Source organism: Roseateles sp. GW821-FHT09B06 (genome assembly GCF_059418245.1).
This window is the reverse complement of record NZ_JBWKPM010000017.1, coordinates 42,875-57,006: the sequence shown is the minus strand read 5'-3', so window position 1 is coordinate 57,006 and position 14,132 is coordinate 42,875. Positions and strand designations below refer to the sequence as shown.

Genomic DNA, 14,132 nt, shown 5'->3' with positions numbered 1-14,132 from the left:
GATGCAGCCTTCCTTCTCCACCTGCGATTTCTGCGACGCGCACAAGGGCGACGACAGCGGCGCCTTCCGCGTCCTGCCCGGCGGCCTGTACCGCAGCTATGGCGGCGTGGAGCGCTTTGCCGGGCCGGTGGCGACCTTGCGCTGCCTGGAGGACAACTCCCTGCTGAAGAGCGCGGTGGAGAGCCCCGGCCGGGGCCGGGTGCTGGTGGTGGACGGCGGCGGCTCGCTGAAGCGGGCGCTGATCGGCGGCAACCTGGCCGCGGCCGCCGCGAAGAACGGCTGGGCCGGCGTGCTGATCCATGGGGCGCTGCGCGACCTGGCCGAGCTGCGTGCGATCGAGCTTGGCCTGCTGGCCCTGGGCCATGTGCCCCTGCCCACCGAACGCAAGGCGCAGGGCCTGGCCGACGTGGCGCTGCAGATCGGCGGCGGCGTCTGGGTGCGCCCGGGCGACTGGCTCTATGCCGACGAGGACGGGGTGCTGATCAGCACGGCGCCGCTGCACCGGGCCGATTGAGCCAGTCCTCCAGGGCCGCGGCCGTCATCGGGCGGCCGAACAGCCAGCCCTGGGCCGTATCGCAGCCGGCCTCGAGCAGCCAGCGTCGCTGGCCCTCGGTCTCCACGCCCTCGGCCACCACGGTCAGTCCCAGGGCGCGAGCGACGCCGATCACGGCCCCGGCCAATGCGCGGTCGTCGGCCTCGCTCTCCAGTTCGCGCACAAAACTCTTGTCCAGCTTCAGCTCGGTGACCGGCAGGCGCTTCAGATAGCTGAGGCTGGAATAGCCGGTACCGAAATCGTCCACCGACAGGCGCACGCCCAGCTCATGCAGGCGGCGCAACTGCTCGCGCGCCGGCGCGGCATCGTCCAGCATCAGCCGCTCGGTCACCTCCAGGGTCAGCTGCTCGGCGCGCAGGCCGTGGCGCAGCAGGCGCCGCTCCACCTCGCCGACCAGATCGCCCTGCTGGAAGCGCAGCGGCGAGGCATTGACCGACAGCCCCGGCACCGCCAGGCCGCGGACGGTCCAGTCGGCCAACTGGGCGCAGGCATGCTCCAGCACCCAGGCATCCAGGGCCTGGATCAGTCCGCATTCCTCGGCCAGCGGGATGAAACGGTCCGGCGCCACCGCGCCGCGCACCGGGTCCTGCCAGCGCAGCAGGGCCTCGACCCCGTCCAGCATGCCATCGGCAAGGCGCAGCTTGGGCTGGTAGGCCAGGCTCAGGCCCTGGCCGCTGGCCAGCGCGCGGCGCAGCGCCGCCTCCAGCGCCAAGCGTTCGTCCAGGGCCTCGTTCATGGCCTGCTGGAAATAGCGGGCACAGCCGCGGCCGGCGGCCTTGGCTTCGTACATCGCGATGTCGGCGTTCTTCAGCAACTGTTCCAGGTCCATCCCGTCCTCGGGATAGCGGCTGATGCCGATGCTGGCGCTGGGCTGCAGGCCGGCGCAGCCGGGCAGGGCCAGCGGCGGGGCCAAGGCGGTCAGCAACTGCTCGGCTAGTTGCAGGGCCTCGGCGGCGGTGCAACTGGGCAGCAGGACGGCAAATTCGTCGCCGCCCAGGCGGGCCAGGGTGTCGGTATCGCGCAGGCAGGCCGAGAGCCGGCGTCCCACCTCGACCAGCACCGCGTCGCCGGCGGCATGGCCCATCGAGTCGTTGACGGTCTTGAAGCGGTCCAGGTCCAGCAGCAGCAGGGCGGCCGGGCTGCAGAGCCGGGCCGACATCTGCAATACCTGGCGGGCGCGGTCGGCCAGCAGGCTGCGGTTGGGCAGGCCGGTCACGGCGTCGTAGTTGGCCAGGCGTTCGATCTGGTGCCGGTGCGCCTCGGCCTGCAGCGCGACGCGGCACAGCTGCACGCAGGCTTCCACCATCTGGCGGTGGAAGGGTGCCACCGGACGCGGCTCGCGGTAATACAGGGCGAAGGTGGCCACGACGCGTGGAAGCTCGCCGCCCAGCAGGATGGGCGTGGACCAGCAGGCCGCGAGGCCGTAGGCCTGGGCCAGCGTGCGGTAGTCCTGCCACAGCGGGTCGTTGGCGATGTCGGTGACCTCCACCGGTTCGCGCCGCCAGGCGGCGGTGCCGCAGGAGCCGGCCCGCGGTCCGATCGCCGCGCCGTCCAGCGCGGCGCTGAAACCGGACGGCAGGCCGGGCGCGGCCAGCGGGTGCACGCGGCCCTGCTGATCGACGGCCAGCACGGTGCAGATCACATCGGGCGCCAGCGCCTCGACGCGGCCGCACAGCAGCACCATCACCTCCTGCAGCGGCTGGCCCAGGGCGACGGCTTCCAGCACCTCGCGCTGCAGCAGGTTGATGCTGTCGCATTCGCGGCGTTCGTCGTCCGCCTGCGCAACGCCGGGCGGCGGCGGTGCTTCGCTCCTGAAGGCCAAGGCTTCTCCCCGGTTGGGTCTGCTGGGCCCGATTCTGCCCGCGGCGGCGATCCGGCGCCTATCCCTCTTTCAGGCTGTCCCGCGCAGCACCGGGCCGGCGGTGCTGAGGAAATTGCCACCACCCAGATGGTGCAGGGCGCGCCGGTGCGGGGGCAGGTCTTGCCAGTGGCCGTCGACAAAGGCCCAGTCCTCGGCCCAGGCCGCGACCACCTCGGCCAGGAACAGGTCGTAGGTCTGCTGGTTGTGCGGCTCGGGGTAGATGCGGCATTCCAGCCAGGCCAGGCAGCCCTCGATCAGCGGCGCGCCGACCCGGGACCCAGGCACGGCCGACAGGCCGTAATACGCGAACTTGTCGCGCTCGCGGCCCGAGCTGTTGCCCACGCCCACCACCATGTCCAGCTGGGACGCGCAGGGCACGGCCAGCACGAATTCGCCCGAGGCTTCGATCAGCTCGCGCGTGAAGGTGCTCTTGTCGATCACCACGGCCACCTTGGGCGGCGTGAAGTCCAGCGGCATGTTCCAGGCCGCGGCCATCACGTCGCGCTTGTCGCCATGGGCGCTGGTCACCAGCACCGTCGGGCCGTGGTTCAGCAGGCGGCTGGCCTTGGCCAGATCGACCGCTACCCTCATCGCAGCAGGTCCAGCAGGCGGTCCAGCCCGCCGGCGTTGATCGCCACCATGGCCTGCTCGCGCACCCTGGGCTTGGCATGGTAGGCCACCGACAGGGCCGCCGCGCCCATCATCGGCAGATCGTTGGCACCGTCGCCCACCGCGATGGCCTGGGTCCTGGCGTCGGCGCCGACTTCGGCGCAGCATTGCAAGAGCATGCGGCGCTTCTCCTCGCCGTCGCAGATCTCGCCCCAGGACTGCATCACCAGGCCGCCGGTCAGCAGGCCGTCCTGGAACTCCAGCTCGTTGCTGCGCACGAAGTCCATGCCCAGCTCGGCCGCCACAAAGCGGGTGAAGAAGGTGAAGCCGCCCGAGACCAGCAGCAGCTTCAGGCCCGACCGCTTCATGGCCGCGCAGAGTTCGCGCGCGCCGGGGTTGAACTGCAGTCGTTGCGCCAGCACCTGCTCCAGCGCGCTTTGCGGCACGCCCTTCAGCAGGGCCAGGCGGCGGCGCAGGCTGTCCCTGAAGTCGCTGATCTCGCCGCGCATTGCGGCCTCGGTGATCGCGGCGACCTCGGCCTTCTTGCCGGCCGCGGCGGCGATCTCGTCGATGCACTCGATATTGATCAGGGTCGAGTCCATGTCGAAGGCGGCGAGGCGGAAGTCCGCGAGGCGCAGCGGGGGCGTGAAGCCCTGGATCTGGAGGGTCGGGTCTTGCATGATGGGACGGGTCCTTCAGTTCGAGACGGCAGCCGCACGGCACAACCTCAGCCGAGCGGGGACCGCGGATCCGGCCTTGCCGGTCCGCCGGGCCCGCCCCTTGAGGGGGCGCGCGAAGCGCGTAGGGGATGGCTCATTTCACCGGTTGACCGAGGAGCCGCAGCACCTCGCGGATGGCCTGGGCGCGGTCCTTGGGATCGGAGAGCGCCTTGTCGATGCGCAGCTTGTCATTGCCGACCAGCTTGATGTTGCGGTTCTTCTGCACCAGCTCGATCACGCGCAGCGCGTCGATCGGCGGGTTCGGGCGGAAGTTGATGTTCATCACCGCGGGCGCGGCGTCGATCTTCTGCACGCCATAGGGCTTGGCCAGCACGCGCAGGCGGTGCGTGTCGAACAGGGTCTGGCCTTGCGCCGGCAGCTTGCCGAAGCGGTCGGTGACCTCCTCCAGCATCGCGTCGATCTGCTCGCTCTTCTCGGCCGTGGCCAGGCGCTTGTACAGGGACAGCCGCACATGCACGTCGCCGCAGTAGGCGTCGGGCAGCAGGGCGGGGGCGTGCAGATTGATCTCGGTGGTGGCGGACAGCGGCGACAGCAGGTCGGGCTCCTTGCCGGCCTTCAGCGAGCGCACGGCTTCCGACAGCATGTCGTTGTAGAGCTGGAAGCCCACCTCCATCATGTTGCCGCTCTGGTTCTCGCCCAGCACCTCGCCCGCGCCGCGGATCTCCAGATCGTGCATCGCGAGGTAGAAGCCCGATCCCAGCTCCTCCATGTTCTGGATCGCCTCCAGGCGCTGCGACGCCTGCTTGGTCAGGCCCTCGACATCGGGCACCAGCAGATAGGCATAGGCCTGGTGGTGCGAGCGGCCGACGCGGCCGCGCAGCTGGTGCAGCTGGGCCAGGCCGAACTTGTCGGCGCGGCTGATGATGATGGTGTTGGCGCTCGGCACGTCGATGCCGGTCTCGATGATGGTCGAGCACAGCAGGACGTTGTGCTTGCCGCCGACGAACTCGCGCATCACCCGCTCCAGTTCGCGTTCGGGCATCTGGCCATGGGCGACGACGATGCGCGCCTCCGGGACCAGCTCCTCCAGCTTCTGGCGCCGGTTCTCGATGGTCTCGACCTCGTTGTGCAGGAAGTAGATCTGGCCGCCGCGCTTCAGCTCGCGCAGCACGGCCTCGCGGATCACGCCGCTCATCTCGGTGCGGACGAAGGTCTTGATCGCCAGGCGGCGCTGCGGCGCGGTGGCGATCACGCTCAGGTCGCGCAGGCCTTCCAGCGCCATGCCCAAGGTGCGCGGGATCGGCGTGGCGGTCAGGGTCAGCACGTCGACCTCGGCGCGCATCGCCTTCATCGCCTCCTTGTGGCGCACGCCGAAGCGGTGTTCCTCGTCGATGATCAGCAGGCCCAGGCGCTTGAACTTGACGTCCGAGCTCAGCAGCTTGTGGGTGCCGATCACGATGTCGATGCTCCCGTCGGCCAGGCCCTCCATCGCGGCCTTGATCTCCTTGGTGGAGCGGAAGCGGCTCATCTCGGCCACCCTGACCGGCCACCGCCCGAAGCGGTCCGCGATGTTCTGGTAATGCTGCTCCGCGAGCAGCGTGGTCGGCGCCAGCAGGGCCACCTGCTTGCCGCCCATGACGGCAACGAAGGCCGCCCGCAATGCAACTTCGGTCTTGCCGAAGCCCACGTCGCCGCAGACCAGGCGGTCCATCGGCTTCGGCGAGATCATGTCCTGGATCACCGCATGGATCGCGGCACGCTGGTCGGGGGTCTCCTCGAAGCCGAACGAGGCGGCGAAGGCCTCGTAGTCATGCGGCGAGTAGCGGAAGGCGAAACCCTCGCGCGCGGCGCGGCGGGCATAGAGGTTCAGGAGCTCGGCCGCGGTGTCGCGCACCTGCTCGGCCGCGCGGCGCTTGGCCTTTTCCCATTGGCCGGAGCCGAGCCGGTGCAGCGGCGCCTCCTCGGCCGAGACGCCGGTGTAGCGGCTGATCAGGTGTAGCTGGGCCACCGGCACATAGAGGGTGGCCTTGTCGGCGTACTCCAGGTGCAGGAACTCGCTGGCACCGTCGCCGATATCGATGTTGATCAGGCCCTGGTAGCGGCCGATGCCGTGGTTGCTGTGCACCACCGGGTCGCCGACCTTCAGCTCGCTCAGGTCCTTGATCAGCGCATTGACGTCGCTGACCTGCTCCTGCTTGCGGCGTCGGCGCGTGGTCGGCGTGGTGGCGAACAGTTCGGTCTCGGTGAACAGCTGGATCGCGCGGCCTTCCTCGGGCTCATGCCAGAAGAAGCCGGCCGCCAGCGGCGCGGCGGTGATCGCGAACTTTTCGCTGGTGTCGGCCTCGAACTCGGCCAGATCCTTCACCGAGGGCGGATCGATCTTGTTGTCGCGCAGCAGCTCCAAGAGGCTCTCGCGCCGGCCCTCGCTCTCGGCCAGGATCAGCACGCGGTGCGGCGTCGCCTTCAGATGCGCGGCCAGCTTGGCCAGCGGCTCCTGAGCGCCGCGCTCCACCGCCACATCGGGCAGCGGCCGCGCATAGTCGACCGGCTCGTTGCCCCGCACGGCCAGCACCGGGTGCGGATGCGTCAGGCCGAAGAATTCCTCGACCTTCAGGAAGATCTCCTCGGGCGGCAGGATCGGGCGCTCGGGGTCATGCTGCAGGAAGCGGTGGCGCTCGCGGGTGTCGGTCCAGAAGCGGTTCAGCGCCTCGTCCACCTCGCCATGCAGGGCCAGCGCCGCGTCGGCCCCGATGAAGTCGAAGATCGACGCGGTCTGCTCGAAGAAGATCGGCAGGTAGTACTCGATGCCCGCGGTGGCGATGCCCTGGGCCATGTCCTTGTAGAGGCGCGACTTCGTCGGATCGCCGTCCATCTTCTCGCGCCAGCGCGCACGGAAGGCCTGGCGCGCCGCCTCGTCCATCGGAAACTCGCGGCCGGGCAGCAGCCGCACCTCGGGCACCGGGTAGAGGCTGCGCTGGCTGTCGGGGTCGAAGGTGCGGATCGAGTCGACCTCGTCGCCGAACAGGTCGACCCGGTAGGGCACCGGCGAGCCCATCGGGAACAGGTCGATCAACCCGCCGCGCACCGCGTATTCGCCGGGCGAGACGACCTGGGACACATGGGTGTAGCCGGCGAGCAGCAGCTGGGACTTCAGGCTGGCCTCGTCCAGGCGCTGCTTCTGCCTGAAGTTGAAGGTGGTGGCGGCCAGGAAACTCGGGGGCGCCAGCCGCACCAGCGCGGTGCTGGCCGGCAGCAGCACCAGGTCCACCTCGCGTTCGGCCACCGGTTTGCCCTGGCCCTGCAGCAGGCGCCACAGGGTCGCCAGGCGCTCGGAGATCAGGTCCTGATGGGGGCTGAAGGTGTCGTAGGGCAGGGTCTCCCAGTCGGGGAACACCGCCACGCGCAGGCCCGGCGCGAAGAACTTCAGCTCGTCCTCGAGGCGCTGCGTGTCGCCGGGCTCGGCGGTGACGATGGCGGTCAGCCGGCCGGCCTCCTGCTGGGACAGCGCATAGCGGGCCAGCAGCAGCGCGTCGGCGGAGCCGGGCGGGCGGGGCTGGTTGAACTTCTTTCCGGGGGCGATCAGGGGCAGCTGCATGGCTTCAGAAACGACAACAGCCCCGAGGCGGGGCTGCCAGCATTGTAGATAGAGAGCTGCGCCAGATCAGATCGCGGGATGAACCCGGGATCATGTCGCCGGGCGACATCCGAGGATCCGGCTTTGCCGGTCCTGCGGCCGCGCCCCGGCGAGGGGCCGGTCCGTCCGTCAGGGCTGGACCTCGAACACCAGGATCTGGTTGCGGTCGGTAGCCGAGTCTGCGACCGGGAAGTTGTCGTCGGCCACCACCACCAGCGAGCGTTTTCCATTGGCCAGCTTGGGGCCGAAGCTGAGGCCCTCCAGGTTCGCGATGCCGCCCAACTGGGTCTTCAGGGTCTCGAAGTCCAGCACCAGGCGCTTGGTCACCGGCGTCGCGCCCTGCAGCGAGGCGGCCGCCAGCACATTGCTGGCCTTGGCGATGTCGATCTCGTAGAGCCGCACCTGGTTGCCGACCACGCCGACCGAGAAGCTGCGCTCCAGCACCAGGAAGCGGGTGTTGCCGAGCGCCAGGATCTCGGTGGCGCCGCTGACGCTGAAGGCGGTCTCGGGCACCGGCGTGGCCTGCACCTTCTCGACCGGGTAGGCATATTGGGCCGTGGCCTGGCCGCTGGCGCGGTCGAACAGCGTGATGCGCGTCAGCGCGCCGGCCGTCGGGCTGGGCGTCGGGCCGTCCTGGAACAGCGGGCCTTCCATCAGCACCACCGCCGAGCGGCCGTCCGGCGTGAAGGTCAAGCCCTCGAACACCGCGTTGCCGCGCGGGCCGGTCTCGCCGGCGCCGTTCATCTGGAACATTGCCGGCAGCTGGTATTCGCGCTGGTGCTGGCCCTGGGCGTTGAGCTCGCGGATGAAGGGGTTGATGAGGCGCGGCGGCATGCTGCTCAGCGTGCGGTCGCCCTCGCTGACCCACACATAGTTGCCCGTGACCGGATCGATACGCACGCTTTCCGGATCGGCCGCCTTGGCGTCGGGTACCTTGGGGTAGTCGCTGCCGTCGGGCTGCTTGAGCTTGAGCGTCGAGAGCAACTGCACGCCGGCGAACTGCGTGGCGTCGAAGCTCAGCCTGGCCGTATAGAGGCGTGGCGCATTGGGCGAATCGCTCGTCGTGCGGTCGTCGGAGATCAGCAGATAGCTGTCGCTCCTGGCGTCGTAGTCGATGCCGGAGAGACCGCCGACCACCGTGCCCTGGAAGTCCATGCGGCGCGGCAGGACCTGTTGCCCGATCAGGCGCAGACCGGCGACGCTGATATCGTCCGCATCGCCGTCGTCGGAGCTGCTGCCGCCGCAACCGGCCAGCAGCGCGGCACTCAGCAGGAGCAGGGCGGGAGAACGGTGCGGGGTGCGTATCGGCATGGCTGGGGCTTGGCGGCGGGAGGAGCGGAAGGCGGATTCTTCTTGTCGCCGATGTCAGTGCCATGACGGGGGCTCGGGCCGAATGGCTTGCCGCTATGCTCCCCCCATGGGCCTGGGGGTGCCGGTATGAAGCTCGGGATCTATCTGTTCGACGCGGTCGAGGTGCTGGATTTCGCCGGCCCCTTCGAGGTGTTCTCCACCGCGTCGCGACTGGCCGAACGCGAGGGCGCGGTGCCGCCCTTCGAGGTGCTGACCCTGGCGGCCGACTTGGCGCCGGTGCGGGCACGCGGCGGCCTGCTGGTCACGCCGCAGCATGGGCTGAACGAGCATCCGCCGCTGGAGGTGCTGATCGTGCCCGGCGGCGATGTGGCCGCCGAGCTGCAACGGCCGGGTCTGAGCGACTGGCTGGTCGCGCAGAGCCTGCACCTGCAGGTGCTGGCCTCCATCTGCACCGGGGCTTTCCTGCTGGAGCAGGCGGGCCTGCTGAACGAGCGCGAGGCCATCACCCATTGGGAGGACCTGGAGGCGCTGCGGGCCGCCTCCCATGCCTCGGGTTCGCTGCTCAAGGTGCTGGCCCAGCAGCGCTGGGTGGAGGCACGACCCTGGGTGCACCATGGCGGGCGCTGCCGTCTGTTCACCTCGGCCGGCATCTCGGCCGGCATCGACCTGAGCCTGCACCTGGTGGCGGAGCTGGCTTCGGTGGACCTGGCGCGGCGCACCGCGCGCCAGATGGACTACGACTGGCGCGGCGCCGGCGGCACCCTGCTGCAGGCGGCGGCCGGCCGCGGCACGGTTTAGTGAGCGTGGCGCCGGTTCAGCCGTTCAGGCCTTCGAGGGGTATCACGTCCACCCAGTCGCCGACGGCCACCTCGCCCTGCTCATGCGCGAGCACGATCAGCCCGTTGGCCAGGCTCATGCTGGAGAGCACGCCCGAGCCCTGGTTGCCGGTCATGCTGACCTGCCAGTCGCCGGCCCAGGGGCCTTCGGCGGCGCGCGTCACGATGCCGCGCTGGTACTCGGTGCGGCCGGGCTTCTTGCGCAGGGCCTGGGTGGCGCGCGCGCGCAGCCAGGGCAGGGGCGTCGGCGCAGCGCCGCCCATCAGCAGCAGGGCCTCGCGCACGAAGGCCAGGAAGCTGACCATCACGGCCACCGGGTTGCCCGGCAGGCCGAACAGCATCGCGCCGCCGATGCGGCCGATCGCCAGCGGCCGGCCGGGGCGCATCGCCAGCTTCCAGAACAGTACCTCACCCAGCTCGGCCATCACGCGCTTGGTGTGGTCGGCCTCTCCGACGCTGACGCCGCCGGTGCTGATCACCGCGTCGGCCCGCGCCGCGCCGTCGCTGAAGGCCCGGCGCAGCAATGCCGGGTCGTCGGGTACCGGTCCCAGGTCCAGCACCTCGACGCCGAGCGGCTGCAGCAGGGCCCACAGCGTATGGCGGTTGCTGTCGTAGACGCCGCCGGCGGGCAGGGGCCGGCCCAGCGGGCACAGCTCGTCGCCGCTGGACAGGATGGCCACGCGCAGGCGCCGCCGCACCGTCACCTCGGGCAGGCCCAGCGAGGCCAGCAGGCCGATGTCGGCCGCGCGCAGGCGCTGGCCGGCGCGCAATGCCACCCTGCCGCGCGTCAGGTCCTCGCCGGCGCGGCGCCGGTTCGCGCCGGGCGCCAGCAGGCCCGGCGGAATCAGTACCGTTGCGGCATCCGCCGGGCCCTCCAGGCGCACGAACTCCTGCGGCACCACGGTGTCCAGCCCGGGCGGCATCAGCGCGCCGGTCATGATGCGCTGGCAATGCCCGGGCGGCAGTTCGGCCACAAGGCCCTGGCCGGCCAGGCTGGTGCCGGCCAGCCGCAGGCGGGTGTCGGCGTCGGCGCGCAGCTCGCTGCCGCGCAGCGCATAGCCGTCCATCGCGGCGTTGTCGGCCGCCGGGACATCGATGGTCGATACCTGATCGGCCGCCAGCACGCGGCCCAGTGCGGCGCGCAGCGCCAGCACCTCGGTCTCGGCCACGCGCGGCAGCAGCCGGGCGATGATGTCCCGGGCCAGCTCGACCTTCAGGGCCTCGGGGTCGTAGCCGGCCAGGCAGGAGGCGATCTCGTCGAGGCGGTGGTTCGCGAGGCCGGGCTGCGGGACGGGCTGATCCTGGTCTTTGTCCATGCCTCGATTGTGCCGTTCGTGCCAGCGCCGGACCTGGTCCTCAGGCCTGGCCATCGCCGCGGCGCAGCTCCAGGCACATCAGATCCTTGTCCAGGTAATCGCCCGAGGCCAGCCGGATCGCCCGTGGCAGGCAGCCATAGCGCCGGAAACCCATCTGTCGGTACAGGGCGACGGCGCGGGCATTGCTGCTGGTCACCGACAAGGTGACCTGCTCGAGTCCCGGCTCGGCATGCAGCAGGCGCAGCGCGCCATAGAGCAGGGCGCGGCCCAGGCCCTGGCCCTGCGCCTCGTCGGCCACCATCATGCCCACCAGATGGGCGACATGCTGTACCTTGGCGCGCGGCTCGCGCTCGGCCGTGACGGCGCCCAGCAGGCGCGCGCCGGACCAGGCGGTGAGCGTGAACAGGCAGCCGCCGCCCGGCCCCTGCGATAGGCGGTTGCGGTAGCTCTCGGCCCGGCGCACCAGCTCGGCGGCGGCGTCCGAGGTGAAGGCGTCCTCGTGCGCGGCCAGCATGGCGTCGCGCAGGGTCTTGTAGGCCTCCAGCTGTTCTTCCTTCAGCAGGCGCAGCTCGCAGCCCGCCGGCAGGCGCGGCATGGCCAGAGCGTCGACCAGACTATTCATCATCATGTTCCAGCCGTCGCAGCTCCTCGCTGCGGTTGAGATTCAGGAAGGCGGCCTGATCGTCGGGCCCTTCGAAGCATGCCAGGGCATGGCGCTGCGCCAGCAGCCAGCGCTCCATCTTGCGTTCGCCACTGTCCAGGAAGGCCGCCAACCGGTCGGCCAGGTCGGCGCGCAGCAGGCAGAAGGTGGGCTGCAGCCGGCCGTCGGCGCTGCGCGGCAGGGCCAGCTCATCGGCCGGGCCGAGCGCGGCGCCCAGCCGTGCTGCCAGGTCGGTCGGCAGTCGCGGGGCGTCGCAGGGCACGGCTAGCAGCCAGGGCGTGGTGCAGGCACGCAGCCCGGCCAGCAGCCCGGCCAGCGGGCCCTGGAAGTCGGCCTGGGCGTCCGTCAGCACCGGTGGGCCGAAGCGCCGGTACTCGTCCAGATGGCGGTTGGCGCTGATCAGCAGCGGGCCGACCTGGGGCGCCAGGCGTTCCAGCGCATGCGCCAGCAGCGGCCGGCCCCGCAGCGGCTGCAGGCCCTTGTCGACGCCGCCCATGCGGCTGCCGCGTCCGCCGGCCAGCACCAGGCCGGTGATGTCGTCGCGCGCCAGCGACATCTCAGCCGCCGATGTAATGCATCTCGACGCGGCGGGGGGGCGGATCGGCCGGATCGGCCGGGCCCGCGGCCGGCCGCAGGGCGCGCAGCTGGGAGTAGCGGTCGGCGCGCCGGCCCCACAGGCCCGCCAACGCGGCCGAGATCTGTGTGTCGCCGAAGTCGCCGCGCAGCAGGGCGCGCAGGTCATGGCCCTGGTGGGCGAACAGGCAGGTGTAGAGCTTGCCCTCGGTGGAGAGGCGGGCGCGGTTGCAGTCGCCGCAGAAGGCCTGGGTGACGCTGGAGATCAGGCCGATCTCGCCGCGTCCGTCGGCATAGGCCCAGCGTTCGGCGGTTTCGCCGGGCGCGCTGGCCGACAGCGGGCGCAGCGCGTACTCCTGCTGCAGCCGCGCCAGCAGCTCGCGCGAGGGCAGCACCTCGTCCATGCGCCAGCCATTGGTGGCGCCCACATCCATGTACTCGATGAAGCGCAGCACCACGCTGCCCTCGTAATGCTCGCGGAAGTAGCGCGCCATCGGCAGGATCTGGTCCTCGTTGACGCCACGCTTGACCACCATGTTCACCTTGATCGGCGCCAGGCCCACGGCTCGGGCGGCCTCGATGCCCTTCAGCACCTCGGCGACCGGGAAGCCGACATCGTTCATGCGCTGGAACACGGCGTCGTCCAGCCCGTCCAGGCTGACCGTGACACGCTGCAGGCCGGCGTCCTTCAGCGCGCGGGCCTTCTTGGCCAGCAGCGAGCCATTGGTCGTCAGCGTCAGGTCCAGCGGGGCGCCGTCCGGGGTGCCGTCCTGGACACGTATGGCCGCCAGCATCTCGATCAGCTTTTCCAGATGGCGGCGCAGCAGCGGCTCGCCGCCGGTCAGGCGCAGCTTCCTCACGCCATGGGCCACGAAGATGCGGGTCAGGCGGGCGATCTCCTCGAAGCTCAGCAGTTCGCTGTGCGGCAGGAACTGGTGGTAGTGGTCGAAGATCTCCTTGGGCATGCAGTAGCTGCAGCGGAAGTTGCAGCGGTCGGTGACCGAGATGCGCAGGTCATGCAGCGGCCGCCCCAGGGCGTCGGCCAGCAGGCCGGTGGGGGGCAGCAGTTCGTGCGGCACCGGTGGCACCTGCGAGGCTGCTTGCGGGATCAGGGGGATGACGCGCTCGGACATGCTGCCATTCTGCCCTCAGGCGGGCCGGGACGCTTGCCACGGGCTCAATGAGGGCGCTCACTGGAACTTCATCGCGATGCCGGTGGTCAGCAGGGTGTCGGTGGATTTGCGGCCCGGACCGGGCTCGCTGTTGTGCGCGACGGCCAGACCCACGGTCAGGCTCATCGTGCTGTTGATCGCCACCGCGATGTCGGCATCCCAGTTGGCCCGGTACTCACCCCGGCTCTTCAGATTGGGCTGCACCATCAGGCGCTGCTTGGCGGTGGCCGTCTCGCTGATCTTGTGGGTGGATTCCTGGCCCAGCATCACCGAGGCATAGCGGAAGCCGCCGCGCACCCGGTCGTCGATCAGGGCCGGTGCCACGTACTTGTCGTTGGTGTAGCTCAGACCGCCGAACAGGTCGAAGCTCAGGTTCTCGCGCCGTATCACGTGGTAGCCCAGGCCGCCGCCGACCTGGCTGCGCAGCTTGATATTGGCCAGGATGTTGCGCTCGATGTCGCTGCCGATATAGGTGAAGCTGCGCTCGCTGATGTCGTTGTCGTAGCGGGCGCCGGCGCGCAACTGCTCGTCGGTGGTGGCGCGGTTCACCTTGGCGTGCTGCACCCGGCCGTAGAGGCTGATCTTGTCGTCCGCGGTGGCGCGCGTCACATCGGCGCTGATGTTCAGGTTGCGCACATCGCTATTGCCCGAGGCCAGGCTGGCGGCCAGGCCGATGGTGGCACGCAGCTGACCGTCGCGTTCCGGCGGCGGTTGGCGGGAAGGTCCGGGCACGCGGGCCGGTTCCACCCAGGGTTGGGCCCAGCAGGCGCCCAGGGGCGCGGCAATGGTGAGGGCTAGGGCGAGAGCGGCCGGGGCGGTGGTCGGAATCTGGCGGGCAGGAACGGTTTGTCGTCGGCGTTTCATGGCGGTTTTCGGTCGGTGGGCGGGGCGCTGACGCCCGGCCAGGCCATGCTAGGAAAGAAAAA

Annotated in this window: 12 protein-coding genes; 2 read left to right on the top strand and 10 right to left on the bottom strand. The window is 70.5% G+C overall.

Translation table 11 applies throughout. The annotated features are described in order from the left end of the window. Position 1: 1 nt before the first annotated feature. On the top strand, positions 2 to 514 hold the full coding sequence (gene rraA / locus AC07OQ_RS15525) for a ribonuclease E activity regulator RraA (RefSeq protein WP_495054038.1): 513 nt from the start codon (positions 2 to 4) through the stop codon (positions 512 to 514). Here the strand turns inward: rraA and AC07OQ_RS15520 are convergent. From AC07OQ_RS15520 to AC07OQ_RS15500, 5 genes are all read right to left on the bottom strand, one after another. Next, a complete protein-coding gene (locus tag AC07OQ_RS15520; protein WP_495054037.1) occupies positions 483 to 2,375 on the bottom strand; it encodes a putative bifunctional diguanylate cyclase/phosphodiesterase in 1,893 nt (630 codons plus the stop codon). The genes rraA and AC07OQ_RS15520 overlap by 32 nt on opposite strands. A gap of 69 nt (positions 2,376 to 2,444) precedes the next feature. After that, entirely contained in the window at positions 2,445 to 3,005 is a 561-nt protein-coding gene (locus tag AC07OQ_RS15515) for a flavin reductase family protein (RefSeq protein ID WP_495054036.1), read from the bottom strand. Continuing rightward, positions 3,002 to 3,703, bottom strand: a complete 702-nt coding sequence (serB, locus tag AC07OQ_RS15510) for a phosphoserine phosphatase SerB (protein ID WP_495054035.1) — start codon at positions 3,701 to 3,703, stop codon at positions 3,002 to 3,004. The genes AC07OQ_RS15515 and serB overlap by 4 nt, the downstream gene beginning before the upstream one ends. 133 nt (positions 3,704 to 3,836) lie before the next feature. Continuing rightward, positions 3,837 to 7,298: a transcription-repair coupling factor gene (gene mfd / locus AC07OQ_RS15505; RefSeq protein ID WP_495054034.1), complete on the bottom strand. Its 3,462-nt coding sequence runs from the start codon at positions 7,296 to 7,298 to the stop codon at positions 3,837 to 3,839. Positions 7,299 to 7,466: 168 nt separating this feature from the next. Continuing rightward, complete coding sequence (locus tag AC07OQ_RS15500; protein WP_495054033.1) at positions 7,467 to 8,648, bottom strand: esterase-like activity of phytase family protein; 1,182 nt, start codon at positions 8,646 to 8,648, stop codon at positions 7,467 to 7,469. Between the two features lie 126 nt (positions 8,649 to 8,774). Here AC07OQ_RS15500 and AC07OQ_RS15495 point away from each other — a divergent pair, with 126 nt between their 5' ends. After that, on the top strand, positions 8,775 to 9,446 hold the full coding sequence (locus AC07OQ_RS15495; protein ID WP_495054032.1) for a DJ-1/PfpI family protein: 672 nt from the start codon (positions 8,775 to 8,777) through the stop codon (positions 9,444 to 9,446). A 16-nt stretch (positions 9,447 to 9,462) separates the two neighbouring features. Here the strand turns inward: AC07OQ_RS15495 and moeA are convergent, their stop codons facing one another. Genes moeA through AC07OQ_RS15470 form a run of 5 tightly spaced genes read right to left on the bottom strand, consistent with a single transcriptional unit; the run spans position 9,463 to position 13,938 of the window. Further along, positions 9,463 to 10,800, bottom strand: a complete 1,338-nt coding sequence (gene moeA / locus AC07OQ_RS15490; protein WP_495054031.1) for a molybdopterin molybdotransferase MoeA — start codon at positions 10,798 to 10,800, stop codon at positions 9,463 to 9,465. Positions 10,801 to 10,840: 40 nt separating this feature from the next. Continuing rightward, entirely contained in the window at positions 10,841 to 11,428 is a 588-nt protein-coding gene (locus AC07OQ_RS15485; protein ID WP_495054030.1) for a GNAT family N-acetyltransferase, read from the bottom strand. Then, entirely contained in the window at positions 11,415 to 12,017 is a 603-nt protein-coding gene (gene mobA, locus AC07OQ_RS15480; protein WP_495054029.1) for a molybdenum cofactor guanylyltransferase MobA, read from the bottom strand. The genes AC07OQ_RS15485 and mobA overlap by 14 nt, the downstream gene beginning before the upstream one ends. A 1-nt stretch (position 12,018) precedes the next feature. Continuing rightward, positions 12,019 to 13,167 carry a GTP 3',8-cyclase MoaA gene (moaA, locus tag AC07OQ_RS15475; protein WP_495054028.1) on the bottom strand — a complete coding sequence of 383 codons (1,149 nt, stop codon included), beginning with the start codon at positions 13,165 to 13,167 and terminating at the stop codon, positions 12,019 to 12,021. 57 nt (positions 13,168 to 13,224) lie between these two features. Next, on the bottom strand, positions 13,225 to 13,938 hold the full coding sequence (locus tag AC07OQ_RS15470) for a DUF481 domain-containing protein (protein ID WP_495054027.1): 714 nt from the start codon (positions 13,936 to 13,938) through the stop codon (positions 13,225 to 13,227). Between the last annotated feature and the right edge of the window lie 194 nt (positions 13,939 to 14,132).